This is a genomic window from Amycolatopsis sp. SB7-3, assembly GCF_041021335.1.
GTDB lineage: Bacteria > Actinomycetota > Actinomycetes > Mycobacteriales > Pseudonocardiaceae > Amycolatopsis > Amycolatopsis japonica.
On sequence record NZ_JBFPJQ010000005.1, the window covers coordinates 240,451 to 265,461 of the forward strand.

Below are 25,011 nucleotides of genomic sequence, written 5' to 3' on the forward strand. Positions count from 1 at the left end.
AGGTTCAGCGGCGCGGTTCGATCGTCATGTCGCCACGGGTCAGCGCGAGGATCGAGGTCCTGGCGAGGATGTCGTGCGGGAAGCCGAGTTCGATCGCGGAGGCCTCGCCGAGGCGGGCCAGGTGCGAGTCGGTGAACTCGACCTCCAGCGCGCCGAGGTTGTCCTCCAGCTGCTCGGAGGTGCGGGCGCCGATGATCGGTGCCGTCACGCCCGGGTTCCGCAGGGTCCAGGCCAGACCGACCTGGGCGGGGGTGTGGCCGAGTTCCGCGGCGACCTCCTTCACGACGTCCACGATGGCGAAGTTGCGTTCGGTGAGTGTGCCCAAGGCGAGGTTGAAGTCCTTGCGGGTGCCGTCTTCGGACGGCGTCGCGGACAGATCGGCTCGGCTGTACTTCCCGGTGAGCACCCCGCCGGCCAGCGGCGACCACGGGACCACGCCCAGTCCCATCTCGCGGGCCATGGGGATCAGATCACGTTCTCCGGTGCGCTCGATGAGGTTGTACTCGATCTGCAGCGCGATCAGTGGTGACCAGCCGCGCAGGTCGGCGATCGTCTGCATCCGAGACACCTCCCAGGCCGGGGTGTTGGAGATCCCGACGTACAGGACCTTGCCCTGCCGGACCAGATCGTCCATCCCGCGCAGGATCTCCTCGACCGGCGTCGTGAAATCCCACAGGTGCAGATAAAGCAGATCGAGGTAGTCCGTGTCCAGTTGCCGCAGGCTGGCTTCCACCGACGCGAACAGGCTCTTGCGCTGGCTGCCGCCGGAATTCGGATCGCCGGGGCGTCGCAAGGTCGTGTACTTCGTCGCCAGGACGAGGCTTTCGCGGCGGTCGCGGGCGAATTCGCCCAGCAGCCGCTCGGAGCTGCCGTTCGTGTAGGTGTTGGCGGTGTCGATGAAGTTGCCGCCGTGTTCGACGTAGCGGTCGAACAGCTTGCGTGCCTCGTCCTGCTCGGCGCCCCAGCCCCAGTCCGTGCCGAAGGTGGCCGCGCCCAGCGCCAGCGGGGAAACCCGCAGCCCGGACCGGCCCAGCAGCCGATAGGTGTCGAGGGTGAGCGACATCGGGTCCTCCTGTGCTCGTGTTCCGTTGTCGAAGACGAGTCTGCGACCGCCGCGAGCGGGGGATAAGGGAGAACACTTCCTGGGAACAGGGGTCCTACCCTGCCTGTTGGACCGGACATGACGACTTCCACCGTGGACACGACACAGGAGCTGGCCGCGTTCCTGCGGACCCGGCGTGAACGCCTGGACCCGGAGGAATTCGGCCTGCCGTCGCGCCGTCGGTCCCGGCGGACCCCGGGGCTGCGCCGGGAAGAGGTCGCCGAACTGGCGGCGGTCAGCATCGACTACATCGTGCGGCTGGAACAGGCCCGTGGGCTGCGGCCGTCGGCCGACGTCGTGGAGGCGCTGGCCAAGGCGCTGCGCTTGGCTCCCGACGAACGCGCCTACCTCTTCGACCTGGCCCGGCAGCGTCCCCGCGACACCGGCAAGCCCGCCACCACTGCGGCACCGTCGCTGGCCCGGCTGGTCGCGGATCTTTCGCCGCTGCCCGCCATGCTGATGAACCACCGCTACGACATCCTGGTCTGGAACGACGAGATGGCGAGGCTGCTGGTGGACTTCGGCACCCTGCCGCCGTCGCAGCGGAACGCGATGTGGTTGTGCCTCAAGCACCCCGAGATCCGCGAGTTCTACGCGGATCGTGAACGTGTCGTGCGGGAGGGCATCGCCCATCTGCGCGCCGCGTGGGCCGCGCATCCGGACGACCAGGCGCTGACCGAGCTGATCACCGAATTCACCGCCGACGAGGAATTCGCGCGGCTGTGGGCGGAACGCGACGTCAAGGTCAACGGCCGCGGGCACAAGGTGATGCGGCATCCCGAGGCCGGTGTGGTCGAACTGGACTACGAAGTACTCACCCCGCTCGAGGACCAGGACCAGCGCTTGGTGATCTACCGCGCCACGACCGAGGAAAGCCGCTCGGCGCTGGGCCGGTTGTTCGCCCTTCCCCGGCGGTAGGCAATTCGCGTACCGCGCTGATTTCCGGTGCCGGCGGTACGAAAAACCCATGACCTGGTGCGTACACGGAAAGTGTATGGGCCGATCGCGTGATGCCCCTATGACGTCGGTTCGACGCATAGGTGACGGCTGATTTCGGTGGTACGGTCCATCGCGGTCGAGAAACCTCCAACGAGTGATCATTGCCTCGTGTCATTCAGTGATGGGCCTTCGGAAAAAGAGAGTATGAGTCGTGGATTTCGACGCACTGATCGCCGAATTGCGGACCTTGCGGGACAATGTCGCCGGGGTGACCGACACGGTGATAGCCGCTGTCGACGGAATACCGATCGTCGCCGACGCGGCGAAGAACATCGACCCCGCGGAGGTTTCCGCGCTCGCCGCCGCGAATCTCGGGATCGCGCGCCAGGCGGCCGAAGTGACGGGCAAGGGCACGCTGCGGCAGACCGTCGTGTTCAGCAGTGACGGCTACATGGCCGTTTACGCCATCGACCGGATGGCGCTCATGGTCATCATGGGAGACCGGCAGCTGAATGTCGGCCGCCTTCTTTTCGAATGCCGCCCGGTCATCGATCGGATCAGCTCGATACTGGCCGCTTAGTCGTCAAACCAGGAAAGTGAGTCCGATGAACATCGAAAACGCGCTCAAGGAATGCATGTCGATCGCCGGGGCGGTCGGTGTCGCGCTGGTCGATTACGACAGCGGGATGTCGCTCGGCACCAGCGGGGGAGGTGATTGGCTCAATCTGGAGGTCGCGGCGGCCGGCAACACCGATGTCGTCAGGTCGAAGATGCGGGTCATGTCCGCGCTGTCGCTCAACGACAGCATCGAGGACATCCTCATCACGTTGCACCGCCAATATCATCTGATCCGGCTGCTGGATTCCGTGAACGCCAGGAGCTCCCTCTTCCTGTACCTGGTACTGGACCGGGACCAGGCGAATCTCGCGCTGGCCCGGCACTATCTCAAGCGCGTCGAGACGGAGTTGCAGGTCTGAAGACGAACGGGGGAAGCCGGCGATGACCGGAGTCGCGTCCAGTCACCACGCACTCGTCGCCGGCTCGGCGCTCATCGGCGTTCTCGGCTCGTTGTTCCCGGCGGGGTTGAAGCTCACCGGCGATCGGCTCGAGTTCGTGTTCGTCCTGCCGGACGGCCGTGAGGCCCTGGACGCCGAACCGTCGGACCATCCGTTCGTCGCGGTGAAAGAACGGATCCGGCAGGGTGGCGGGATACCACCACCGCGGTTCTTCCTCGACACCGACGGCAGGTGGACCCGGCTGCACGTGGAGCTCGCCGGAACCGCGGTCCGGGCGGTGATCGTGCTGCCGGACGAGCTGACGGCGGGGGCGATCAACGCGCCGTTCCTCGGCCACTGGCAGCACCACGTACCCGGCGCCGTGCGGCTCGCGGTGGACGAGTTCGCCCGGATCCTCGCGCGGTGCCGTCATCGGGCCGGGGGACCAGAGCCCCTGATCGATCTGGAACTGATGTACGTGCCCATCCGGGACTTCGAGGCCGTGTTCGCTCGCGCCCACGAGCCGGTCCGGCCGTTCATCGCGCCGGTCCGTCCGGCGTTCAAGATGCGCTGGCACGCGGTGACACCCGCACAGCGCAAGGCCTTCACCGCCGACCTGATCGACGTCACGAGCGGGGGCCGGTGGCTTCGCCGCAGGCCGACCGCGACGATCATGGGAGTCGAAGTGGAACTCCCGCCGAGGCACTGGCGTTAGGCCGCTCGCGTGTCCGTGAAGGCCTCCTTCACCACCTTCAGGGTAGGCAAGGAGGCCTTCACGGCCTGCGTCAGGCGGTGACGAGCGAAAGACCGTAGTTCTGCAGGATCTCGTTCACCGGCTGGAACCAGGTCTCACCCCCGGAACCGCAGTTGCCCCAGCCGCCGGAGGTGACGCCCTGCGCCTGGTCGCCGGTGATGAAGGAACCGCCGGAGTCGCCGGGTTCGGCGCACACGTTCGTGCGGGTCATCTGATAAACGGCGCCCTGCGAGTAGTTGACCGTCTCGTTGTGCCCCAGCACGGTGCCGCAGTGCCAGTGCGTCGTCGAACCGGACCGGCACACCGAAGTGCCGACAGGCGCGACCCACGAGCCGCGGACGAGCGCGTCGCTCACGGTGCCCCAGCCGAGGACGACCGGCGCGGTCCACCAGCCGTTGCCGATCCGGATGAACGCGTAATCGTTGCCGGGAAAGGAAGAACCGGCGAAGTTGCCCATCGCCGAGCCGTCCCAGCCGACGACCGGGCTGCCGGTGCCGCCGCAGTGACCGGCGCTGACGAATCCGCCGTGGACGCTGAACCCGATCGAACAGCGGGTGTTCCCGTTGATGTAGTACGGGTCGCCGCCGACGGTACCGGCCGCGAACGGTTCGGCCTTGGGTGCGGTGACCACCGTGACCGGGCCCGATTTCCTCGCCCTGGCCAGGAAATCGTCGACGTCGGCGCCTTGCGCGCCCGGCCGCAGCGCGACGACGACGCTGCCGCTGCGCGGGTCGGCGCGCCAGCCGCTGACGGCGGCGGGGGCCGGCCGGGTCTTGGCCGACATGTCGATTTCGGCCTTGGCTGCGTCGAGCCGGGCCGCGCTGATCGCGACCGCGGTGGGTTCGGCGCCCGCCTCCCGGACCGCGGCCGCCGCCGCGGGATCGGTCACCCCGACGACGAGTGCGCCACGCGCCGGATCGAACCAGGCGCCGCCGAACGCCGCGCCGGCGGCCCGCTGGGCGGCGGGCAGCACCCGCGAGGCGGTCATTTCCTGGGTGAGCCGGGTCGATGCCTGGGTGGCGGTGAGCCCCAGATCACGCTGCATCGCGGCGAGCAATCCGGGGGAAGCCTGCGCGACCGGGGCGAGGGCCGCGGAAGTGAGACTCGCGGTCAGGACAGCGGCGCCGCCGAGTGCCAGGGCGATTCTTCGACGCATGGTTACTCCTCCAAGGCCGGGGGAAAGAAACACACTGCCCGCCGAGTGTGGGGCCGTGACCGGCGAAAGAGCGAGGAATGTCCGGTCTTCTGTCCGGAATTCCCAAGAGCGAACGCCGCCGTTGAACGTCTACTTAGGACGGTCGGCCGATAGGCCCTCCGCGCGCTCTCGCGGCGGTTCCAGTACGTTGCGGGACATGACCGCGTCGCCGGAGGATGTGCCGGAACAGGTGCTGCGCACCTCGATCGTCGAGCGGCTGTTCGCTCGTGAGGCCGACCCGCGGCCGTTGTTCACGCACCAGGACCACAGTGCCGGTGTGGACAGCACGGTCACCTGGACGGAGTTCGTCTCCCGGGTACGAGTGGTCGCGGGCGCGCTGCGCCTGGTCACACGGCCGGGTGATCGCGTCGCCGTGCTCACCGGCCAGGACCTGAATTACCCCTTGGCCTTCTTCGGCGCCCTCGCCGCCGGTCTGGTGGCCGTGCCGTTGATGGCGCCGGGCAGCGCTTCCCAGCGAGGCAGGCTCACCGGGGTGCTGGCGGACTGCGGCGCAAGGGTTTGGCTGACGTCTTCGGCAGCCGTCGCGAAAGTGCGCGAAGCCGGCGAGCCGGATCACCTGATCGTGGTGGACGAACTCTCCGGACCGGGGATCGATCCGGTCCCCGTCGCGCCGGAAAGTCCCGCATATCTGCAGTACACCTCCGGATCGACCCGCGAGCCCGCCGGTGCCGTGATCCCGCACCGGGCGGTGGCCGCCGCCTGCTGGCAGGCGAGCCGGGCGTACGCCGTCGACGAGGGCACGACCTGTGCCGGATGGATCCCGTTCTTCCACGACATGGGCCTGATCCAGCTGTTGTGCCTGCCGGTCCACGCGGGAGCGCGATCGGTGTTCATGTCGCCAGCCGAATTCGTGCATCGCCCCGTGCGCTGGCTGCGGCAGCTCGCCGATCACCCGGCCGTGTTCACCGCCGCGCCGAACTTCGCGTTCGACCTGGCCGTCGAAGCCGCCGAAGAAGCAGGGGAAGACCTCGATCTCTCCGGCGTCCGGGTCGCGCTCAACGGCGCCGAACCGGTTCAGCCGCGGACGGTCGCGCGGTTCCTGGAGGCCTTCGGTCCGCGCGGATTCCGCGCCGAAGCGCACCGTCCTTCTTACGGTCTGGCCGAGGCCACTGTGTACGTCGCGAGCGCGGGCGCCGAAGGGCCGCGGAGCGCGAAGTTCGACAGAGAAGCCCTGGCACAGGGCCAAGCGATCGAGATTCCGGACGGCCAGGAACTCGTCTCGGTCGGGCGCCCGCTCGGTCAGCGGGTCCGGATCGTCGGCGACGGCGTGGCGCGACCCGACGGCCTCGTGGGGGAGATCTGGATCCACGGACCGAACGTCGCGTCGGGATACTGGGGCCGTGGTGACGCCGCCGCGTTCGGAGGCGAACTCGACGGCGTCGGCGGTTGGCTGCGCACCGGTGACCTCGGCGTGTTCCACCGCGGGGAGCTCTACATCACCGGCAGGCTCAAGGATCTCATCGTCATCGACGGCCGCAACTTCCACCCGCAGGACATCGAAGCCGTCGCGGGGGAGGCGCATCCGGCGATCCGCCGAGACCGCGTCGCCGCATTCGCTGTCTCGGACGAAAGGGGCGAAGGGGCGATGTTGGTAGCCGAATGGGCAAAGAACGCCGACGCGGATGTCAAAGAAGTGACGAGAGTGGTATTGCGCGCCGTTTCACGGGAACATGATCTGACGCTGCGATCTGTCCGTCTGGTTCCCTCCGGTGACCTTCCGCGCACTTCCAGTGGCAAGGTCGCGCGAGCCGCGGCGAGGGCGCGTTATAGTCGGCCCCGTGGGTGATCACCGCGCGGAGGTCGTGAAGGTCGTCAGTGAGACTTTTCGGCTTGATCCCGCCGAAATCGAGTCCGACGCGCCGCTCGAAGAGCTGGGTATCGACTCCAAGGGACGGATAAAACTCCTGTCGGCGCTGGAGATCTACCACGACGTGAGGATCGATCTGGACCAGCTCGACCGGTTCACCGACATCGGGTCGGTGGCCGAAGTGCTCGAAGAGGCACTCGGCGGTAAAGCCGACGGATCCGACGAAAGGCGCTGAAAAGAATGAGCGGGGGCTTCACCGCGGCGACCGATGCGCTTTCATCGGCGTCGAAGAACATCGGAAAGCTGACGGAGCAGTTGCTCGAAGACAACCCGGATCTGTCGAGCACTCCGGTGAACGCGGCCGGTTTCGGCCAGGCGCACGGCGACCACGCGAAGAAGTACACCGACGGGGTGGCGGCGTTGTGGGCGTCGGTCCAGGGGTACAGCACCACACTCGGCTCGTTCGGCACGAACCTCGGCACCGCGGGCACCGCGTACGGCACCAACGAGGACGAACAGAAGAACAAGATCACCAAGACGGGGATGCGCTAGTGGCCACCGAAACCACCTGGACCGACGTCAAGGCCGTCCTCGACGACCCGGCCGTTCCCGCCGAGCAGAAGACCAAGCTCATCGGCTCGTGGATGCGGACGCATCCGGCGCCCCCGCCGTGGACGGCGGACCAGGAGCCGGAGGAGATCAAGCAGAAGCGCAAGGAGGCCGAGAAGTACGCGGCGTCCTACAACGCCCTTCCGTTCCTGCCCTACGACGACGACCTCGACAAGGTCTACAACAGCGCGAAGGGCGCGGGCGATCAGGCCAGCTTCAACCGGAAGGCGGAGTCGAAGGCCGTCGACGAGGGCAACAAGAAACTCGACGCCACCAAGGAACCCACCGCTGAGGGTGCGGGGACCAAGACGTCGGACGAGATCTTCGACGCCGCCGCCCCCGCCCTCAAGGTCTTCGAAACCTTCGGCTCCCTGCTGGGAAAGCTCCCGGAAGACTGCCGGGGCACCACCCGCGCGCTCGACTTCGAGAAGGACATCAAGAAGCCGTTCGACGAGCAGCGCGGCATCGACTTCAAGAACTTCGTCGACGACGCCGCCCATTTCAAGACCGGCTCGAAGACCGTCCAGAAGACCATCGACGACACCGGTTCCCAGCTGAACACCCTCTACGGGACGTGGACCGGCGATGCGGCGGACGCCTCCTCGGACAACTACAACGAGAAGATCCTCCCCAAGGCCAAGAAGCTCGCCCAGACGCTGGACAACGCGAGCGAAGCGACGCTGCACACCAGCGCGGCGGTGTTCAAGCTGTGCAAGGGAAAGGCCGACACGGTCATCGATCTCTACAAGGAGATCGTCGGCAAAGCGGACTTCCCGATGGCGCAGAAGGTCGTCGCCATCGCCGCCGGTGAGAAGAGCGGCAAGGAGGACCTCGGCGCGATCGCGGGCTGGATGGACGTCAACTTCGGCTCCAACCTGGTCCAGCAGTTGAACAACGACGGCTGCTGCGACGACGACGAGTTCAAGAAGGCGGGCCAGAATCTCGCCAAGCAGTGGATCCAGCGGCAGTTCATCCCCGAGATGTGGACCATCATCTACGAGGGTTTCGCCAAGACCTGCAAGGACACCAAGGAGTTCGTCGACCAGGCCTACGACGAACTCGACAAGGTGATGGGCAAGGTCAAGAACGAGTTCGAAGGCGCGGGTGACAAGGGCGGCGCCGGCGGCGCGGGCGGACCCGGTGGCACGGGCGGCGGACCCGGTGGCCAGGGCCCGGACTTCACCGGTGGCCAGGGTGGCACCGGTGGCGGGCCGGGCGGCGGTCCCGGCGGTTCGGGAACCGGCGGCACCGGCGGTTCGGGCCAGGGCCCGGACTTCACCGGCGGCACCGGCGGTGGACCTGGCGGCGGCCCTGAGGGTGGCACCGGCGGCGGTCCCGGCGGTGGCCCCGGATCGGGTGGTTCCGGCCCCGGCGGTGGCACCGGCCCGGCGGCGCAGAAGCCCCCGCCGATCCCGGACGTGAACATCCCCGAAGGCGGAGGATCGCCTGGCGGTGGACCGGGTGGCGGCACCGGTGGTGGACCGGACGAGAAGAAGGATCAGACGTCGCCATCGGGCTCGGCACCGCCGCCGTCGAACGGCGACGAGCAGAAGGCCGCCGCCGAAGAGGCGAAGAAGCAGGCAGCGGCGGCCGCCGAAAACGCGAAGAAGCAGGCTTCCGAGGCGCTGGGCAAACTCGGTGACGGCCCGACCGGTGGCGACCTCGGCGGTTCCGGCTCCGGTCCGGGCGGCGGAGGTACCGGCGGTGGTCCTGGCGGCAGTGGCAACACGGACGCCGCGGCCGACGCCAAGGCAGCGGCCGAGAAGGCCACTGAAGACGCGAAGAAGCAGGCCTCCGAAGCGCTGAACAAGCTGGGTGACGCCCCTGGCGGCATGGGCGACGGCGATTCCAAGGACGGCGACTCGAAGGATGCCGAGAAGTCCGCGGACGAGGCGAAGAAGAAGGCTTCGGAAGCCCTGGACAAGCTCGGCGAGGAGCTTCCCGGTGAAGGCGGCGACAAGCTGGCCGGTGACAAACCCGGTGAGGACGGCGACAAGGCCGAGGACGGCGAACGCGAGACTCTCAAGGTCAAGCAAGGCGACAAGACCTTCGAGATGACCGAGCCGGACAAAGACGGCGAGATGGAGATCAAGATCGGGGACGGTTCCGGGCCCGCCAAGGACTTCAAGCTCGACTGGACCGGCGACGGCGACGACTCCAAGCTGGGCTCCGCTCCCGGCTCGGACGACGGGAAGCCGGACAAGGACGGCGTCCACCGTCCGGGGCCGGACGGCAAGATCCACATCCAGGACGGCGATGTGAAGATCACCGCCGAGCGTCCCGACGGTCCGTCCGGGCCGACGGTCGTCACCGTCGACGACGGCACCGGCAAGCCGACCACGTACACCCTCGGCGAGGACAAACCCGCCACGGACAAGGCATCGCATCCGGCGTCTCCCGTCACCGGGACGGTGCAGCCCGACTCCAAGCCGGCGTTCACCCCGCGTGAGGGTGGCGGCGGGACAGTCCCCGATGGGATCCGCGGCGGCGACGTCGGCGGTTCCGGTGGCGGCGGTGGTGGTTTCGGCGGAGGTGGTGCTTCGGCGCCGTCAGTGCCGTCCATGCCCTTCGAGTCCGCCAGCCCCGCGGCCGGTCAGCCGCTGACCGAGGGCGTACACACCGGTGGCGGGGCACAGCACCCGCAGCATGTGGCCGCGGGTGCCCCGTCTGCTCCGATGAGCGGCACGGCGGGCCAGTCGTTCGGTGGCGGCGCGATGCCCCCGATGGGTGGCATGGGTGCCGGCGGAGCGGGTGGCCAGGGCGGCGGAGACCAGGAACGGACCAACCGCGCGTACCGGATCGAGGGCGAGGTGTTCGACCAGATCAACGAACCCACCGGCCGGATCACCGGGTCGTTGCTGGACGATGAGGATCAGTCGGTCACCCGCAAGCGGTGAGCCGGGGCAGGGGAGAACAGATGAGCGCCGAGGACACCGCCGCCATGAGGGCGACCCTGGACGGTCTCGTCCGCGAGCAGTCGGAGCGCCGGGCACTGCGGGATCAGCGGGCCGACGAGATCAAGGCCAGCTCGCAGGAGTTCATGACCAAACAGGTCCAGACCGCCCAGCGGTACGTCGAGCACCGGCGGGAATTGGGGCAGCGCAAGACGAAATCCGGTTGGAGCACCGACCGGTCGCACGCGCAGCCGGGGAACACGTCGGCGTTCGAAGACGACTCCGTGGACATGGCGGCTCCGTTCGGATCGGAGCCGCCGCCTCCCGTCCCCACCGGACGGGACACGCCCCGGCGTGCTCCTCGTGCCCGCCCGGCACCCGCCGACGACGAGGACGACGCCTTCCTCAACAACCGTTGGCGCGACTGACCTCGCGCCGTCAGACGACGAGGCCGACCACCAGCACGATCGGGACACCGAGCGTCGTCGAGTACACGCGAGCGGTGCTGGACAGAGTGGGCTGAACGCGTACGGGTTTGCCCTTGCCGCCGCAGGGTATTCGCCCTGGGTGAGGCAGGGCTGACCGGTACAGGGCGGGATGGTTCATGGTCGACGTGAAGATGACGGTAGACACTTCTCCCGAGCGCGTGTTCGAGGTGCTCGCCGACGGGTGGACCTACGCGGCCTGGGTGGTGGGCGCCTCTCATATCCGCGACGTGGACAAGGGCTGGCCCGCTCGGGGAACGCGGATCCATCACTGCGTCGGGTCCTGGCCTGTCCTGCTCGACGACGTCACCAAGGTCCACGTCGTCGACCCGCCTCGGCTGCTCGAACTCGAGGCGCGGGCCTGGCCGTTCGGCACCGCCCGGGTCCGGTTGGAACTGCGGGAAACCGAGCCGGGGACCACGGAGATCCTGATGTCCGAGCAGGCGACCCGCGGGCCGGGCCGGGTGTTGCCGGAGGCGGCGCAGGCGCTCTTCCTGGTGCCTCGGAACCGGGAATCCTTACGGCGTCTCGCGGATCTGGCGAAGGGGCGTGCCGCGGTTTAGCCGGCGGACTGGTCCTGATGGCTCGGTCGGCCGAACCGGACGGAGTTCCGCGGCGGGTCGAGGGGGCGGCTGTCGCCGCGGCGCCCGGCGCGGATGGCGGCGAGGAGTTCGGTGATCGTGGCCGCCGGGTCGTGCCGCGGCCGCCAGCCGAGTTCCTCCCGCGCGCGTCGAGTGTCCACAAGGGACGCCCGGTCGGCCAGGCGCAACCAGGACGGGTGCAGGGGTTGCAGCCCCAGCCGCCAGCTCGGCCAGGCCAGCGTGGTCAGCAGCTTCAGCGGTACCGGAATCCTGAGCCCGCCTGCCAGCTTGGCCAGGTCGCGGCTTTTCAGCACCGGCTCACCGGCGAGGTTGAACGCCCCGGTCGCGCGGCGGTCGAGGATCGCCCGGATCGCTAGCGCCACATCGTCGGAGTGCACCACCTGCATCCGCAGCCCCGGCCACAAGGGCACCGGGAGCCAGTCGCCGCCGAGCGGCAACGGCGGCGCCAGCGGGCTGAGCAGCCAGCCGGAGAACTCGGCCGCCGCGTCCGGCTGCACGACGCCGCACGGGCGGATCCGTGCCACCCCGATGTCCGGGTAACGACGGCAGAAATCGTCCAGCTGCGTCTCGAAAGCCGCTTTTCCCGCGCTGTAGGCACTTTCGGCGAGCCCGCCACAGGGCCACTCCTCGTCGACCTCGCGCCAGCGGGCGGCCGGGGTATAGGCGGCGACCGAGGACGCGCACACGATGTGCTCCACGCCCGCGTCGGCGGCCGCGCGCAGGACGTTCGCGCTGCCCGCGACGTTGGTGCGGCGCATCGCCGGATCGTCCGCGCGCGGGTGGATCGCCCAGGCGAGATGCACCACCGCGTCCGCGCCGTCGAAGACCTCGGTCAGTTCCTCCCAAGCGTCGTTCGCGCCGACGTCCTGCTGGACCCAGCGGGCCGACGAATAGGGCGCGGCGGTCGTGTCGGGCCGGTGGCGTGCCACCCCGACCACTTCGTGGCCTTCCAGAGCCCGGAGCAAGGCGGTCCCGATGTTCCCGCTGGCGCCGGTGACGACGATCTTCATCCGCGGTGTCCTCATCGGTAGACGGCGCGGTGCGCGGCACGCACCGTCGCCCGGTAGACGGAACCGGCCCAGCCGTCCCTGGCGAGGGCGGCCCTGGCGGCGTTCGATCCGGGCGCGCCGTGCACCGCCCCGCCGGGATGCGCCGACGCGGAGGCCAGGAAGAGCCGGTCGATCGGGGTGTCGGCCCGGCCGAGACCGGGGACGGGCCGGAAGAAGAGCTGTTGCTGGATCGCCGCGGTCCCGGCGTTGATCGAGCCTTCCACGAGGCTGTGGTTTCCCTTCTGCAGCTGGGCTGGCCCGGCGATCGCGCGGCCGGCGATCAGGTCGCGGAAGCCGGGCGCGTGCCTCTCGATGACCTCTTCCATCCGGTCGGCATGGCGCCGCAACCGGGAATCCGGCCAGGATTCGCCCCTCGGCACATGGGTGTAGGCCCAGGCCGATTCGGTTCCGGCCGGGGAGCGGGTCGGGTCGGCGGTGGTCATCTGCCCGAGCAGCAGGAAGGGGTCGTGGGGCACCCGCCCGCAGGCGAGATCGTTGGCGATGCCGGCGAGCCCGTCGAGATCCGCTCCGATGTGGACTGTCCCCGCCTGCCCGACTTCGGCGGCGCTCCACGGGATGGGTGAGGACAGCGCCCAGTCCACCTTGATCGTGGCGTCGTCCCAGACGAACCGGTCCAGATCGGACACCAGCCGCGCGGGCAGATGGCCGGCACCGACGAGATCCCGGTACAGCACCGGAGCGGGGACGTCGGCGAGCACGGCCCGGCGGGCACGAACCCGCCGTCCGTCCGCGTCACGGACACCCACCGCCCGGCCGCCCGAGAGCGTCACTTCGGTGACCGGCGTACCGCAGACGATCTCGCCGCCCTTGGCGGTCAGGCGGTTCACCAGCGCGTCGGTCAGCCGTCCGGCCCCGCCCTCCGGGACCGGGAACCCGACGTCCTGGCCGAGCATGGTCAGCAGCCAGCCGAAGACACCGCTCCCGGCCTGGTCCGGGCCGAGATCGGTGTGCATCGCGTTGCCCGCGAGCAGCAGCCGGGCGCCCGCACCGTCGAATTTCTCCTTGCCGAGCCCGCGAGCGGTCAGCGTCAGCATCCTCGCCAGCCGGAGCGACTCCGCGGTGCCGAGCGTCTTGAACAGCCGCGCTCCCGACCGAACCGGCGGAAAGGGGCGCACGATCGCGTCCAGCAGGGGCTCGCGCAGACGCCGCCAGCTCGCGTGCTCGGCCCGGAGGTTGTCCGCGTCCCGTTCGTCGAACTCGGCGACGGAACGCGCGGTGCGTTCGAGGTCACGGGACTGCAGGACGTACCGGTCGTCTGGCAGCACATGCGCCAGGACCGCCGGGGCATGCCGCCAGCGCAGGCCGTGCTCCTCCAGGCCCAGCCCGGCGAGCACCGGTGACGCCGCTCCGAGCGGGTAGAAGGCGCTGTACACGTCGTTCCGGAAACCCGGCGCGGTGAGTTCTTCGGTCCGGACCGCGCCGCCGGGTTTCGGCGTCGCCTCGATGACCAGCGTCTCCCAGCCCGCGTCGGCCAGTAGGTTGGCCGCGACCAGGCCGTTCGGCCCCGACCCGACCACGACGGCGTCGACTTCCATGATCAGGGCATACCCCGGACGCGCGGATTCAATCCCTGAAGGGCCAGCCAGGTTTCGTGTTGTTCCTCGGTCTTGGCCCACAGGGTGGCCAGCTCGTCGGCGCCGATGTCGTCCAGCGGGACCCGGAATTCCCGCAGTGTCCCGGCGAATTCGTCCAGAGAGGACAGGGTGTGGCGGTTTCCGTCGCCGCGTTTGACCGTGCGCGCGCGAAGGGCGAGCTCGCGGCCGTCGCGATGATGTTGCGCCACGAGCACCTTGGCGAATACGGAATCCGGTGATTTGGTCCGCGCGCGTTCGGCGAACTCGGCGATCTCGCGGGGTGCGGTGCGGAAGTCCCAGGAGTCGATCGCACCGCCGGAATGGTGGTGCGTCCGCCAGGTCCCGCTGTCGAGACGTTCCATCCGGAACGTCAGTTCTCCTTGCTGGTGCATACCTTCCCGCAGGGGGAGCGGTTCGAGGAACGCGTCCCCGATCCCGGTGTCGGCGAGCCAGGACTCGCCGTCGACGTCGACCAGCAGGGCGATGTGGTTGCCCCATTGACCTTCGCCGCGCGTCGAACGCAGGATGGCGGCCTCCACGATGGTCACCGCGAAGCCGGCAGCCTTCAGCAAGAGACCGAGCGCTCCGTTCATTTCGTAGCAGAGGCCGCCACGGCCGCGGCGCGCGAACTTGTCGGTCAACGCGTCCGGGGTGAGCAGGATCGGCCTGCCGAGCTGGACGTCGAGATTCTCGTAGGGGACTCGCAGCCGCCAAGCGCGGTGCAGGTTCCGCAAGGTGATCAGATCGGGCCGGACGGGCTCGCGGTACTCCAGCCGGTCGAGGAAGGCGTCGAGGGTCATGTTTTCTCCTCCAAGCAGCGCACCCGGAAGACGTTGATCGTAACCGCGTATCGCCTCTTCGAGCGGCAGGGCTACGACGGGACGACCACCGCCGAGGTGTCCCCCGCGACGTTCTTCAATCACTTCGCCACGAAGGAGGACCTGGTCCTCGCCGAAGACGGGTCGCGCATCCTGGACCCGGGCTGGACTTGCTCATGGCGCGTGAGGCGTGCGAGACGCCGGCCGGTTTCTGCGGCGGGCGATCGAGCCGTCGTGATCACGAACGGAACCAGGCGATCCCGCGATAGGTGGAGCTGTCCGCGGCGAAGCCGTAACCGATGATGACGGTCCCGCTCGCGTTGATGTGCTGGGCCACGATCGCCGTGAGCCCGGCAGGCGACGGAAGCGGGAGCGGTGTCGCGTCCGCGTCCCAGCAGACCGGCCGCACCGTGCCCTGGCCGGCGGATTCCCCGACGACCGTCCCGGCGTCGTCGATGTCGAAACACGTGGTGGCGTCGTCCGACGGCAAGGGCCGGAGCATGGTGGGGCGTCCGTCGGGATCCCAGCGCGCGCAGGTGCCGCGCCGGTCCGCGGTCACGCCCCAACCGATCGCGACACCGCGCCCGGTGATCCGGACGAGCTGCCCCGCGGAGAACTCCGGGTCACCAGTCAGCAGGACCGTGCCGCCGTCGCGGTTCCATACGACACCGTCGCCGAGGATGGCGCCGGAGTCGGTGATCCCGCATGCCGTCGCGCGACGTGGCGGAGGCAGTTTGCTGATCTTCCCCTCGGACGTCCAGCGCACCGCGGTCCGGGTGCCCGTGCCGTTCTTGGCCGAACCGACGACCTCGTCCAGTCCGTTCAGGTCGTGGCCTTGTGTCTCGCCGTCGCCGGGAAGGGCGTCGAGTTCGACGGCCTCGCCGCCGGGCTCCCAGCGAAGCGCCCGCCAGCGGTAACCCGGCCACATCACGTTGCCCAACACCGATCCGCGTGCGTTCACCCGGCACGCGGTGCCGGAGACCGCGCCGTCGGGGAGTTCGAGCGCGAACACCCGGCCGTCGGGCCCCCAGTACACCGGCCGGAGGTGCTCGCCGACGTAGAGCGAGCCCACCACGAGTCCCGCGGCGTTTACGCTGATGGCGCGGCCACCGGAACAGCCGTCGAGGATCGGAAAAGGCGTGGGGGCACCGTCGCCGTCCCACCACACCGGCCACGAACCCGACTCGCCCACGATCGTCCCCGCGTCGTTCACGCAGTACGCGCCGGTGCCCTCGCCTTCGGAGAGCGGCCGCAGATCGACCGCCGTGAAGCCGGGTCCCTCGGGCATCGGATCGGGCACGAGTGGGCAGCCTAGTGCGAGAGCGCACGCCATGGGGAAACTTGCACTGACCGGGTGACAAGGGCGCTCCACAATGGACCTGGCTACGGAGTCAGCACGATCCTGCCGAACACCTCGCCGTCGTCCATCTTCCGGTGCGCCAGAACGGCTTTCTCCAGCGGAAGCAGCTCGTGCACCACGGAACGCAGTTCACCGCGCGCCGCCGCGGCGAACTGGTCCGCGCTCGCCGCGAGCCGAGCCGGCTCGGGGATCGAGTCCGCGCTGAAGGCGGCGAACGACAAGGACTTCCGGAACGACGCCATCAGTTTCGCGCCGAAGTCCGACGGAGGCATTCCCGCGACCACGCCGACGGCGACCAGGCGGCCGTTCGGATTCAGCCTGTCGAAGAAGGACGGCATGTCCACACCGGACACGATGTCGATGATCACGTCGTAACCCGCCGGGCCGTCGCCCGCGCCGGAGCGGTCGAGGACGTGGGTCGCGCCCAGTTCGCGCAGGCGGTCGCCGCGTTCGGCCGAGGACGTCGTCACCGCCACGGCGCTCGCGCCACCGCGAGCCGCGAGCTGCACGGCCATGATCCCGATGCTGCCTGCCGCTCCGCGCACCAGCACCGATTCGCCCGCCGCGAAATGGGCGTGGGCGAGCGCGAAACGGGCCACCATGCCGGAGGTGCCGAGCGCCACCGCGTCGGCGGCGGGCAGGTTGTCGGGCAGGGGCACGACCTTGTCGGCCGGGATGGCGACTTGTTCGACGTAACCGCCGCTTTCACCGGTGAACGCCCAGACGCGCCGCCCGGCCCAGCTCGGATCGACGCCGTCGCCGACCGCCGTGACGGTGCCCGCGACCTCGTTGCCGGGGATGTGTCCTTCCCGGAAACCGAAACCGGCGAGGGCACCGCTCCGGATCACGGTGTCGACGCCGCCGACGCCGATCGCTTCCACGCCGATCAGCACTTCCCCCTCGGCGGGGACGGGGGAGGGGAGGTCGATCACGGCGAGGCCCTCGGGGGCGCCGAACGTCCGGATCTCGACTGCGCGCATTTTCGTCTCCTGCTCGTCGATCACTGCCGCGGCGGACGTTAACGGACGCCCCCGTCCGTTTTGGCTAAAGTGAGAGTGGTGACCGATCGTTTGCCTCGGATCCCGCGCTCCGACGCCCTGGACAACCGCGAACGCATCCTCGAAGCCGCTCGCGCGCTGTTCGCCACCGAGGGCCTGAACGTGCCGCTGAGGGAGGTCGCGCGCCGCGCCGAAGTCGGCCCCGCCACGCTGTACCGCCATTTCCCGACCAAGGAGATCCTGGCGACGGAGGCCTTCGCCGACCAGATGCGCGCCTGTCAGATCGTCGTGGACGACGGGCTGGCCGATCCGGATCCGTGGCGTGGTTTCTGTTCCGTGATCGAGAAGATCTGCGAGCTGCACTCGCGGGACCGGGGTTTCACGGCCGCCTTCGTCTCGGCCTTCCCCAAGGCGGTGGACTTCACCGCGGCCCGCGACCACGCGCTCAAGGCGATCGCCGAGCTGGCCGGTCGGGCCAAGGACGCCGGAAGACTGCGGCCCGACTTCGTCCTCGACGACCTGATCCTCATGCTCATGGCCAACAACGGGATCCAGGCCGCTTCGGCGGCCGCGCAGATCGCGGCGTCCCGGCGGTTCGCCGCGCTCGTGATCCAGGCCTTCCGGGCCGTGCCGGAGCCGTCGCCGCTGCCACCGGTGGCGCGGCTCGCCCTCGTGTTGCCGGGCCTGACGCGCTGAATCATCTCCGGCGGGCGACCCTGAGAAGATCCCTGTGCTCCATTAGTACCAGGGAGGGAGGCGACATCGTCCTCCAAGCCGATGCCCGATATGCCCGCGGCTTCGTAGTTTTGCCGGTATGAAACGAACTTCAGTGGTCATCGCCGTACTCTGCGCGGCAACGCTCGTTTCCCCGGCCGTCGCGTCCGCGGCGCCACCCCTGCACCGGACACTGCAGCGCGACGCCGACACGCTCGTGGCGAACGGTTCACCCGGCGTGCTCATGGAGGTGAGCACGGACGAGGGAAGCGTCAAGGTGCGCAGCGGTCACGGAGATCTGCGGACCAGGACCCCGATGCCGTGGAACGGCCACTTCCGGATCGCCAGTTTCAGCAAGACCTTCCTGTCCGCGACGATGCTCCAGCTCGTCGGTGAGGGACGGCTTTCCCTGGAGGACACCGTGGACCGGTGGCTGCCGGGGGTGGTGAGCGGGAACGGCAACGACGGCAAGACCATCACCATCCGGCAGTTGCTGCAGCACACCAGCGGCCTGCACGACTACATGGCGGAACTCGACCTCTTCACCGAGAAGGGCTTCCTGCGTCACCGGTTCGACGAGCTCAGCGCGACGGAGGCGGTGAAACTGGCGGTCGGCAAGCCGCCGGAGTTCGCGCCGGGGACGAGCTGGGGTTACTCCAACACCAACTACGTACTCGCCGGGCTCGTGACCGAGAAGGTGACCGGCCAGGACTGGCGGCGGGCGATCATCGACCGGATCGTCCGCCCGCTGGACCTGCGCGAGACCACCCTGCCCCATACGTCTCCGTTCATCCCCGCGCCGCACGCGCGCGGCTACGACCGGTTCGTCGTCGAGGGTTCGAACCCGCCGCTGCTCGGACGGCGGGTGGACGTGACGCTGATGAACCCGTCGATGGGCGGGGGAGCGGACGGCTCGATCAACAGCACCACCGAGGACGGCAACAAGTTCCTGCGGGCGCTGCTGGGCGGCAAGGTGCTCAAACCCGCGCAGCTGGCCGAAATGAAGAAGACCGTGCCCGCGCCGGGGCTCGGCGAGTACGGTCTCGGCCTCCAGAAGACGACCAGCTCCTGCGGCGCTTACTGGGGCCACGGCGGCGCGCTGCCCGGCTATCTGACGGGGAACGGCGTGACCGAGGACGGCAAGCGCAGCGTGATGGTCTCGCTGAACACCCTCACGCCGTACCTCCCCGGTGCGCCACTGCCGGAGGTGCATCCGATCGAGCCGGTGATCGACCACGCCCTCTGCGGCCGCGCCTGATCCGCCCGGGTCGGTGTCCGGGGTGAAGGCTCCCTTCGTCGCGTCTAATGCGGCGAAGGGAGCCTTCACCCCAACGCCGCCCCCGCCCGCGACCATGCCACCTTGACTTACCCCTCGACAACGAAGGGGTGTCTTGGTCCGTGAAGGTTCTGGTGATGCGTCGCGAAAGCCACTTTCGGGACATCAGACGTCGCGAAAGTGGCTTTCGCGACATGATCGCCAGGGCGGCACGGGCCCGGTCACAGCCGACGTTGCGAAAGCCACTTTCGCAACGTTGAAGGTTGCGAAAGTGGCTTTCGCAACCCCGGTCGCCCCACCACTCACGAGCCCCAAGATCTCGCGGCCTCCACCAGCGCCTCGACGCATTCCGCGACGGCCGGCCGCGTTTCCCCTTGCGGCTGCACGGCGTACAGCTGCCGGTGCAGGGCCGGTTCGAGCGGGGCGCACACCACCGTCGGCGGCGCGATCGTGGTGGCCATACCCGGCACCAGCGTGACCGCGCCCAGCCCGGCGACGACGGCGAACTGCGTGCCGAAACCACTGACCGTATGCCGCACGATCGGCTCGATCCCGCGTTCGCGCAGGGTCTGGCGGATCCAGGCGTTCGCCAGGGTCGGGCGCGCCCACGCGACCCAGATCTCCTCCGCGAGCTCCTCGGCGCGCACCGAATCCGCCCCGGCCAGCGGATGTCCGGCCGGGAGCACGATCATCGCCGAGTCGTCGCGCAGTTCGGTCCAGCGGGTGGCGGGCGGCCGGGTGAGCGGCAGGTTCTCCCAGCTTTCGACGACCACGACGTCGAAGACGCCGTCGGCCAGCGCGGGAAGGGCCACTTCGGGTTCGACCTCGTGCAGCCGCGCCTCGATACCGGGATGACGGACGGCGAGGCCGGTGAGCGCGGGCGTGATGAACGTGTGCACGCCCGAGGGAATCGCGCCGATCTCGACGACGCCGGTGGTCTCCCCGGTCAGGGAGTCCAGGTCGGCGCGGGCGGCGCGGAGTTCGGCGAGCACCCGGTCCGAGCGCTGCGCCAGCAGCAGCCCCGCCGGAGTGAGCCGCACGCCACGCCCGTGCCGCACGAGCAGCCCGGTGCCCGCCTCCCGTTCCAGTTTGGTCAGCTGCTGGGAGATCGCCGACGGCGTCACGTGCAGCAGCTCGGCCGCCGCGGCGAGCGATCCCCGCCGCCACACCGCGTGCAGCATCCGCAGCCGTTCCACATTGGACAGATCGCCACTCATTAGCCGAGCTTAACCCTCGGGGTAAGAGGATCTCGCTGGTCCTCGCGGTCGTCGTGCGATCGAATCGAAGACATGCGGCACCACCGAATCCTCATCGATCCACGGGTGCAAGGAGTGCTCGGAGCCCTCGCGATCGCCCTGTCCGCCCCGCTCGTCGCGCTGTCCGGCGTCAGCTCGACGACCGCGACGTTCTTCCGCTGCCTGTTCGCGTTGCCGATCCTGGTGATCCTGGCGCGCTCTCGTGAGCGAGGAGAGCGACCGACCCCGGCCGCGCGACGCCGGCATGTGCTGGCCGGTGTCCTGCTGGGGATCGACATGGTGCTCTGGAGCGAGGCGATCCTCTCCGTCGGCGCGGGCGTCGCCACGGCGCTGGTGAACGTCCAGGTGGTCCTCGTCCCGGTGGCCGGGTTGCTGTGGTTCGGCGAACGGCCGCCGCGGGCGTTCTGGTTGTCCATCCCGGTGATGCTGGCGGGGACGGCGCTGGCCGGGGGACTGGCGGACGGCGGGGCCGCGGGCAGCGACCCCTGGTACGGCACCGTCATGGCGGTGCTGGCGGGTGTGGCCTACGCCGGATACCTGATCCTGTTGCGGCGCGCCGGAACCGACGGCGGCGGCCGCACGACGATGCTCGCCACCGCGACCGCGGCGTCGGCGAGCGTGGGCGGTCTTTCGGGGCTGTTCGCCGGGAATCTCGACGTCACGCCGCCCGTTTCGGCGTTGCTGTGGCTGTTCGTGCTGGCCGTGACCGGGCAGGTGCTCGGCTGGCTCCTGATCGCGCGCGCGCTGTCCGCCCTGCCCGCGAGCGGCGGGTCCGCCGTGCTGATGCTGCAACCCGCCTCCGCGATCCTGTTCGGGGCCGCGCTGCTCGGCCAGTGGCCGACACCATTGCAGCTGGTGGGCTGTGCGCTCGTCGTCGCGGCGGTGGGGGCCGTGTCGTTCCTCGGTGGCCGGTCGTCAGGGAACGACCAGGACCGGCCAGTGCCCGGTCCGGATGAGTTTGGTCGCGACCGACCCCGCGAACCGGTGACCGGCCTGCTGTGAGGCACCGACCACGACGGTGTCGACCAGGCAGCGGTCGGCGGTGTCGCGCAGCGCGGTGTACGGATCGCCGAAGGTCCTCAGGAAGCTGACCGGCACTTCTAGCTCTTCGGCCGCCGTGCGGATCTGCTCGCGGATCTCTTCGTGGAGCCGCGTCGCCGTGTCGAGTTCCACCGTCGCCGCGACCGCGGGGCCGAGCGCCGGACGGCAGACGAAGGCGACGATCAGCCTGCCGCCTTCGCGCCGGGCCATGCCGAAGGCGAAGGCGGCCGCCCGCATCGCCGTGTCGGAGCCGTCGACCCCGGCCAGGATGGCCCGCCCCGTGTGGTGCCGGGGTGGGCCGAAACGCTCCACAGTGGACTCGAAGGCGCCGTTCATCGCGCGACCGGGACTTCCGGCTCCGTCTCCACATCGAGCGTGGTGCGCAGGGTGAGCGGCTTGAGCAGCAGTGCCGCGATCACCCCCACCACGCCCACCGCCGCGGAGATCAGGAAGATGTGCGCGGTCGCGTCGCCGTACACGGTGTGCACGATCGTCTGGACCTCCGGCGGCAGCGCCTTGAGGTTCAGCGCGCTGACGCCGCCCGTCGACGCACTCCCCGCCGGCACGTGCAGCGCGGTGGACAGGTCGGCGGTGACCCGGTTCGCGAGGACCGCGCCCAGCACCGAGACGCCGATGGTGCCGCCGAGCGACCGGAAGAACGTGACCGACGCGCTGGCCGCGCCCAGATCCCTCAGCGGCACGGTGTTCTGCACGGCGAGGACGAGGTTCTGCATCGTCATGCCGACCCCGATGCCGACCACCGCCATCGCGATGCCCACCAGCCACAGCGGCGAGGCGTGGTCGACGGTGCCCAGCCCGAGGAAACCGATCACCAGGGTGATCGTGCCCGCCACGATGTACGGCTTCATCCGTCCGGTGCGGCTGATCAGGCGACCGGACACGGTCGAGGAGACGAGCACGCCGCCCATCAGCGGAATGGTCAGCAGACCGGCTTCGGTGGGGGAGTAGCCGCGGCCGATCTGGAAATACTGGCCGAGGAACACCGCGCCGCCGAACATCGCCATCCCGACCGCGAGGCTCGCGACGATCGCCAGTGCCGGGGTGCGCTGGGTGATGATGTGCAGCGGGACGACGGGTTCGCGGACCTTGCGTTCCACCAGCACGGCGAGGACGAGGAGCACGACGCCGCCCGCCACCATGACGGCCGTTTGCCAGGACAGCCAGTCGAAGCCGTTGCCCACGAACGAGACCCAGATCAGCAGCACACTCACGCCCGCCGCGATGAGCCCGGCGCCGAGGTAGTCGACCTGGACGTCCTCCCGGCGCACGGTCTCCAGCTTCAGGGTCCGCTGCAGCACGATGAACGCCGCCACCGCGATCGGCACGCCGACGAAGAAGCACCAGCGCCAGCCGAGCCACGGCACGTCCACGATCAGGCCGCCGAGCAGCGGCCCGCCGACCGTGGCGACCGCCATGACCGCGCCGAGGTAACCGTTGTAGCGGCCGCGTTCACGCGGCGGGATGATCGCCGCGATCACGACCTGGACCAATGCCTGCAGGCCGCCGACGCCGATGCCCTGGAACGCGCGGGCGGCGATCAGCTGTCCGGTGTTCTGGCTGAATCCGCTGATCGTCGAGCCGATCACGAAGATCACGATCGCGATCTGCACCAGCGTCTTCTTGTTGAACAGGTCGGCGAGTTTGCCCCAGATGGGTGTGGTGGCCGTCGCCGCCAGCAGGGTGGCCGTGACCACCCACGTGTACTGCGTCTGCGTGCCGTTCAGCGAGCCGATGATCAGCGGCAGGGCGGTCGACACGACCGTCGAGCTGATCATCGCCACGAGCAGCGCGAGCAGCAGGCCGGACAGCGATTCGAGCACCTGCCGGTGTCCCATCGCCCCTGACGGTGCCTCGGTCTTCATGGCGTCCTTTCGAGCGGCGGTTGTTGCTCATTGTGCAAACTTGCACAGTGGGAACTTTATTCCCGTCGCTACGCTGTCCTGGTGGACACCCTCGACACGCTCCGCACCCGCAAGAAGGCGGCGACGCGGCAATCACTGCACGAGGCCGCGCTCCGGCTGGCGATGGAGCACGGTCTCGACGGCGTGACCGTCGAGGACATCGCCGACGCGGTGGGCGTGTCCCGGCGGACCTTCTCGAACTACTTCGCGAACAAAGAGGACGCGATCCTGCACGCCGACCGCGAACGCACCGGGCTGCTGGTGTCGCTGGTCGAGGGCAGGCCGCCCGGCGAAAAACCCTGGCAGGCGCTGCGTGCGGCGTGCCGGGAGCTGTACCGCGCGCATCCGGTGCCCGACCGCGAATGGGTGGCGCAGCTGCGGCTGCTGCGGCGGCATCCGTCACTGCTCGCGCGGCAGGCGGGCGATCAGTTCGCCCTCGAACGCGACCTGATCGCGGTGTTGCTGGCCAGGGGCCACGGCCTCGACCAGGAGCTGGCCAGGCTCACCGCGGCGACCTTCCTCGCCACATTGCGGACGGGGAACGTGCTGTGGCTGGAAGGTCCCGAGGAACAGCCGCTGCCCGAGGTCGTCGACCGGTTGCTGGGCCGCGTTCAGCTGCGCTGACCGAGGGCGTACGCGGTCGTCACCACCGTGGTGGCCGCGCGGACGAAGGCGGCGACGGCCGGTGAGCGGGAGTCCTGTGGCCACATCACGGCGAGCGTCGTGGGCTCCAGATCGTCCACGGGCAGGTACGTGATGCCCGCCCGCCGGTAGCGATCCGCCACCGAGACCGGCAGGAAGCACACGATGGCGCCGAGCTCGACCAGTTTGAAGATCTGCGTGAGATCCGAGACGGGACCGTGGGGTGCCGCGGTGGCGGGCGGACCGGCCGAAGGACCCTGACCGGCGGGCGCGCCGTCGGGGAGGAGCCGGCCTTCGAGATCCGCCAGGGTCAGCCGCGACCGGGCCGCCAGCGGATCGTTCGCCGCCAGCGCCACGAGGCGGGGTTCGGTCAGCAGCGGCTCGAAGTCCAGGCGGCGCGCGTCGAACGGGGACGGCACGAGCGCCACGTCCGCCCGCCCGTCACGCAGTTGCGACGGTTGTTCGCCCCGGCCGCCGAGGACCAGCTCGATCGGCAGGGCGCCTTCTTCGGCTTCGTAGGCCTCGATGATCTTCGGCAGCAAGCCGGCGTCGTGGTCGGCCTTCAACGCCAGGCGCAGCCGGGGATCGGGGCGGCCCGCCTGCCGTGCCCGCCGCTCCGCCGCGGCGACCGCTTCGAGTGCGGTCCTCGCGTCCCGCAGGAAGACCTCGCCCGCGCTCGTCAGCGTGACCTGGCGGGTGGTGCGTTCGAGCAGCCGGACGGCCAGCCGTCGTTCGAGGTCCCGGATCGCCCTGGACAGCGGCGGCTGCGCCATCGAAAGCCGCTCGGCGGCCCGGCCGAAATGCAGCTCCTCCGCGACCGCGACGAAGTACTTGAGCTGCCGCGTCTCCAGGTCACTCATATCCCCAGGGTATCAATGGTGACCGAGGTGATCCTTCAGCTCGACGGCCGTCGTGGCTTGACTGGGTGACGTCGAAA

The 25,011-nt window shown here is 69.5% G+C and carries 26 protein-coding genes; 15 read left to right on the plus strand and 11 right to left on the minus strand.

The window, feature by feature from the left end; translation table 11 throughout:
* Positions 1-4 precede the first annotated feature (4 nt).
* Positions 5-1,063 carry an aldo/keto reductase gene (locus tag AB8M46_RS31275; RefSeq protein ID WP_394362552.1) on the minus strand — a complete coding sequence of 353 codons (1,059 nt, stop codon included), beginning with the start codon at positions 1,061-1,063 and terminating at the stop codon, positions 5-7.
* Between the two features lie 117 nt (positions 1,064-1,180).
* Between AB8M46_RS31275 and AB8M46_RS31280 the strand changes: the two genes are divergently transcribed.
* From AB8M46_RS31280 to AB8M46_RS31295, 4 genes are all read left to right on the plus strand, one after another.
* Positions 1,181-2,020, plus strand: coding sequence for a helix-turn-helix transcriptional regulator (locus AB8M46_RS31280; protein ID WP_394362553.1), 840 nt, complete (start codon positions 1,181-1,183; stop codon positions 2,018-2,020).
* A gap of 232 nt (positions 2,021-2,252) precedes the next feature.
* Positions 2,253-2,621, plus strand: coding sequence for a roadblock/LC7 domain-containing protein (locus AB8M46_RS31285; protein ID WP_073848829.1), 369 nt, complete (start codon positions 2,253-2,255; stop codon positions 2,619-2,621).
* Positions 2,622-2,646: 25 nt separating this feature from the next.
* Entirely contained in the window at positions 2,647-3,018 is a 372-nt protein-coding gene (locus AB8M46_RS31290; RefSeq protein ID WP_037345225.1) for a hypothetical protein, read from the plus strand.
* A 22-nt stretch (positions 3,019-3,040) separates the two neighbouring features.
* Positions 3,041-3,751: a hypothetical protein gene (locus AB8M46_RS31295; protein ID WP_394362554.1), complete on the plus strand. Its 711-nt coding sequence runs from the start codon at positions 3,041-3,043 to the stop codon at positions 3,749-3,751.
* Positions 3,752-3,821: 70 nt separating this feature from the next.
* Here the strand turns inward: AB8M46_RS31295 and AB8M46_RS31300 are convergent, their stop codons facing one another.
* On the minus strand, positions 3,822-4,946 hold the full coding sequence (locus tag AB8M46_RS31300; protein WP_394362555.1) for a S1 family peptidase: 1,125 nt from the start codon (positions 4,944-4,946) through the stop codon (positions 3,822-3,824).
* A 196-nt stretch (positions 4,947-5,142) separates the two neighbouring features.
* Here AB8M46_RS31300 and AB8M46_RS31305 point away from each other — a divergent pair, with 196 nt between their 5' ends.
* The 6 genes from AB8M46_RS31305 (at position 5,143) to AB8M46_RS31330 (ending at position 11,364) form a co-directional block, all read left to right on the plus strand.
* Positions 5,143-6,792, plus strand: a complete 1,650-nt coding sequence (locus AB8M46_RS31305) for a fatty acyl-AMP ligase (RefSeq protein WP_378424342.1) — start codon at positions 5,143-5,145, stop codon at positions 6,790-6,792.
* Positions 6,785-7,048, plus strand: a complete 264-nt coding sequence (locus AB8M46_RS31310) for an acyl carrier protein (protein WP_037345229.1) — start codon at positions 6,785-6,787, stop codon at positions 7,046-7,048. The genes AB8M46_RS31305 and AB8M46_RS31310 overlap by 8 nt, the downstream gene beginning before the upstream one ends.
* A 5-nt stretch (positions 7,049-7,053) precedes the next feature.
* On the plus strand, positions 7,054-7,365 hold the full coding sequence (locus AB8M46_RS31315) for a hypothetical protein (protein ID WP_016333370.1): 312 nt from the start codon (positions 7,054-7,056) through the stop codon (positions 7,363-7,365).
* Positions 7,365-10,319 carry a WXG100 family type VII secretion target gene (locus tag AB8M46_RS31320; RefSeq protein ID WP_394362556.1) on the plus strand — a complete coding sequence of 985 codons (2,955 nt, stop codon included), beginning with the start codon at positions 7,365-7,367 and terminating at the stop codon, positions 10,317-10,319. Before AB8M46_RS31315 ends, AB8M46_RS31320 begins: the two co-directional genes overlap by 1 nt.
* A 20-nt stretch (positions 10,320-10,339) precedes the next feature.
* Complete coding sequence (locus AB8M46_RS31325; protein ID WP_125735039.1) at positions 10,340-10,744, plus strand: hypothetical protein; 405 nt, start codon at positions 10,340-10,342, stop codon at positions 10,742-10,744.
* A gap of 176 nt (positions 10,745-10,920) precedes the next feature.
* On the plus strand, positions 10,921-11,364 hold the full coding sequence (locus AB8M46_RS31330; protein ID WP_394362557.1) for an SRPBCC family protein: 444 nt from the start codon (positions 10,921-10,923) through the stop codon (positions 11,362-11,364).
* On the opposite strand, the gene AB8M46_RS31335 is transcribed toward AB8M46_RS31330, so the two are convergent.
* The 3 genes from AB8M46_RS31335 to AB8M46_RS31345 are packed head-to-tail and all read right to left on the minus strand — an operon-like array spanning position 11,361 to position 14,847.
* A complete protein-coding gene (locus AB8M46_RS31335; protein WP_394362558.1) occupies positions 11,361-12,413 on the minus strand; it encodes an NAD-dependent epimerase/dehydratase family protein in 1,053 nt (350 codons plus the stop codon). The genes AB8M46_RS31330 and AB8M46_RS31335 overlap by 4 nt on opposite strands.
* Positions 12,414-12,424: 11 nt before the next feature.
* Positions 12,425-14,008 (minus strand): phytoene desaturase family protein, encoded by a 1,584-nt coding sequence (locus AB8M46_RS31340; protein ID WP_394362559.1) that lies wholly within the window; start codon positions 14,006-14,008, stop codon positions 12,425-12,427.
* A 2-nt stretch (positions 14,009-14,010) separates the two neighbouring features.
* Positions 14,011-14,847, minus strand: a complete 837-nt coding sequence (locus AB8M46_RS31345; RefSeq protein ID WP_378424352.1) for an arylamine N-acetyltransferase — start codon at positions 14,845-14,847, stop codon at positions 14,011-14,013.
* Between AB8M46_RS31345 and AB8M46_RS31350 the strand changes: the two genes are divergently transcribed.
* Positions 14,767-15,168 carry a TetR/AcrR family transcriptional regulator gene (locus AB8M46_RS31350; protein ID WP_394362561.1) on the plus strand — a complete coding sequence of 134 codons (402 nt, stop codon included), beginning with the start codon at positions 14,767-14,769 and terminating at the stop codon, positions 15,166-15,168. The genes AB8M46_RS31345 and AB8M46_RS31350 overlap by 81 nt on opposite strands.
* On the opposite strand, the gene AB8M46_RS31355 is transcribed toward AB8M46_RS31350, so the two are convergent.
* Together AB8M46_RS31355 and AB8M46_RS31360 are read right to left on the minus strand one after the other, a co-directional pair.
* Positions 15,104-16,165, minus strand: coding sequence for a hypothetical protein (locus AB8M46_RS31355; protein ID WP_394362562.1), 1,062 nt, complete (start codon positions 16,163-16,165; stop codon positions 15,104-15,106). The genes AB8M46_RS31350 and AB8M46_RS31355 overlap by 65 nt on opposite strands.
* 83 nt (positions 16,166-16,248) lie before the next feature.
* Complete coding sequence (locus AB8M46_RS31360; protein WP_394362563.1) at positions 16,249-17,205, minus strand: zinc-binding dehydrogenase; 957 nt, start codon at positions 17,203-17,205, stop codon at positions 16,249-16,251.
* Positions 17,206-17,283: 78 nt separating this feature from the next.
* Between AB8M46_RS31360 and AB8M46_RS31365 the strand changes: the two genes are divergently transcribed.
* Complete coding sequence (locus AB8M46_RS31365) at positions 17,284-17,919, plus strand: TetR/AcrR family transcriptional regulator (RefSeq protein WP_394362564.1); 636 nt, start codon at positions 17,284-17,286, stop codon at positions 17,917-17,919.
* Positions 17,920-18,037: 118 nt separating this feature from the next.
* Positions 18,038-19,195 carry a serine hydrolase domain-containing protein gene (locus AB8M46_RS31370; protein ID WP_394362565.1) on the plus strand — a complete coding sequence of 386 codons (1,158 nt, stop codon included), beginning with the start codon at positions 18,038-18,040 and terminating at the stop codon, positions 19,193-19,195.
* A 320-nt stretch (positions 19,196-19,515) separates the two neighbouring features.
* Here the strand turns inward: AB8M46_RS31370 and AB8M46_RS31375 are convergent, their stop codons facing one another.
* Positions 19,516-20,430: a LysR family transcriptional regulator gene (locus AB8M46_RS31375; protein WP_350593066.1), complete on the minus strand. Its 915-nt coding sequence runs from the start codon at positions 20,428-20,430 to the stop codon at positions 19,516-19,518.
* 72 nt (positions 20,431-20,502) lie between these two features.
* Between AB8M46_RS31375 and AB8M46_RS31380 the strand changes: the two genes are divergently transcribed.
* Positions 20,503-21,471, plus strand: a complete 969-nt coding sequence (locus tag AB8M46_RS31380; RefSeq protein WP_394362566.1) for a DMT family transporter — start codon at positions 20,503-20,505, stop codon at positions 21,469-21,471.
* Here the strand turns inward: AB8M46_RS31380 and AB8M46_RS31385 are convergent.
* Positions 21,385-21,846: a universal stress protein gene (locus AB8M46_RS31385; RefSeq protein WP_378429319.1), complete on the minus strand. Its 462-nt coding sequence runs from the start codon at positions 21,844-21,846 to the stop codon at positions 21,385-21,387. The two genes, AB8M46_RS31380 and AB8M46_RS31385, sit on opposite strands and share 87 nt — an antisense overlap.
* Complete coding sequence (locus AB8M46_RS31390) at positions 21,843-23,393, minus strand: MDR family MFS transporter (RefSeq protein WP_037345248.1); 1,551 nt, start codon at positions 23,391-23,393, stop codon at positions 21,843-21,845. Before AB8M46_RS31390 ends, AB8M46_RS31385 begins: the two co-directional genes overlap by 4 nt.
* A gap of 81 nt (positions 23,394-23,474) precedes the next feature.
* Here AB8M46_RS31390 and AB8M46_RS31395 point away from each other — a divergent pair, with 81 nt between their 5' ends.
* The gene (locus tag AB8M46_RS31395; protein ID WP_037345250.1) at positions 23,475-24,056 is read left to right on the plus strand and encodes a TetR/AcrR family transcriptional regulator; all 582 of its coding nucleotides are present in this window, start codon (positions 23,475-23,477) and stop codon (positions 24,054-24,056) included.
* Here AB8M46_RS31395 and AB8M46_RS31400 read toward each other — a convergent pair.
* Positions 24,044-24,934: a LysR family transcriptional regulator gene (locus tag AB8M46_RS31400; protein ID WP_394362567.1), complete on the minus strand. Its 891-nt coding sequence runs from the start codon at positions 24,932-24,934 to the stop codon at positions 24,044-24,046. The genes AB8M46_RS31395 and AB8M46_RS31400 overlap by 13 nt on opposite strands.
* Positions 24,935-25,011 lie beyond the last annotated feature (77 nt).

Bases quoted from the DNA above. Each gene is read 5' to 3' on its own strand.
- AB8M46_RS31275 (WP_394362552.1), bottom strand. From the start codon at position 1,063: ATGTCGCTCACCCTCGACACCTATCGGCTGCTGGGCCGGTCCGGGCTG.
- AB8M46_RS31280 (WP_394362553.1), top strand. From the start codon at position 1,181: ATGACGACTTCCACCGTGGACACGACACAGGAGCTGGCCGCGTTCCTG.
- AB8M46_RS31290 (WP_037345225.1), top strand. From the start codon at position 2,647: ATGAACATCGAAAACGCGCTCAAGGAATGCATGTCGATCGCCGGGGCG.
- AB8M46_RS31295 (WP_394362554.1), top strand. From the start codon at position 3,041: ATGACCGGAGTCGCGTCCAGTCACCACGCACTCGTCGCCGGCTCGGCG.
- AB8M46_RS31300 (WP_394362555.1), bottom strand. From the start codon at position 4,946: ATGCGTCGAAGAATCGCCCTGGCACTCGGCGGCGCCGCTGTCCTGACC.
- AB8M46_RS31305 (WP_378424342.1), top strand. From the start codon at position 5,143: ATGACCGCGTCGCCGGAGGATGTGCCGGAACAGGTGCTGCGCACCTCG.
- AB8M46_RS31315 (WP_016333370.1), top strand. From the start codon at position 7,054: ATGAGCGGGGGCTTCACCGCGGCGACCGATGCGCTTTCATCGGCGTCG.
- AB8M46_RS31325 (WP_125735039.1), top strand. From the start codon at position 10,340: ATGAGCGCCGAGGACACCGCCGCCATGAGGGCGACCCTGGACGGTCTC.
- AB8M46_RS31330 (WP_394362557.1), top strand. From the start codon at position 10,921: ATGGTCGACGTGAAGATGACGGTAGACACTTCTCCCGAGCGCGTGTTC.
- AB8M46_RS31335 (WP_394362558.1), bottom strand. From the start codon at position 12,413: ATGAAGATCGTCGTCACCGGCGCCAGCGGGAACATCGGGACCGCCTTG.
- AB8M46_RS31340 (WP_394362559.1), bottom strand. From the start codon at position 14,008: ATGGAAGTCGACGCCGTCGTGGTCGGGTCGGGGCCGAACGGCCTGGTC.
- AB8M46_RS31345 (WP_378424352.1), bottom strand. From the start codon at position 14,847: ATGACCCTCGACGCCTTCCTCGACCGGCTGGAGTACCGCGAGCCCGTC.
- AB8M46_RS31360 (WP_394362563.1), bottom strand. From the start codon at position 17,205: ATGCGCGCAGTCGAGATCCGGACGTTCGGCGCCCCCGAGGGCCTCGCC.
- AB8M46_RS31370 (WP_394362565.1), top strand. From the start codon at position 18,038: ATGAAACGAACTTCAGTGGTCATCGCCGTACTCTGCGCGGCAACGCTC.
- AB8M46_RS31375 (WP_350593066.1), bottom strand. From the start codon at position 20,430: ATGAGTGGCGATCTGTCCAATGTGGAACGGCTGCGGATGCTGCACGCG.
- AB8M46_RS31380 (WP_394362566.1), top strand. From the start codon at position 20,503: ATGCGGCACCACCGAATCCTCATCGATCCACGGGTGCAAGGAGTGCTC.
- AB8M46_RS31385 (WP_378429319.1), bottom strand. From the start codon at position 21,846: ATGAACGGCGCCTTCGAGTCCACTGTGGAGCGTTTCGGCCCACCCCGG.
- AB8M46_RS31390 (WP_037345248.1), bottom strand. From the start codon at position 23,393: ATGAAGACCGAGGCACCGTCAGGGGCGATGGGACACCGGCAGGTGCTC.
- AB8M46_RS31400 (WP_394362567.1), bottom strand. From the start codon at position 24,934: ATGAGTGACCTGGAGACGCGGCAGCTCAAGTACTTCGTCGCGGTCGCG.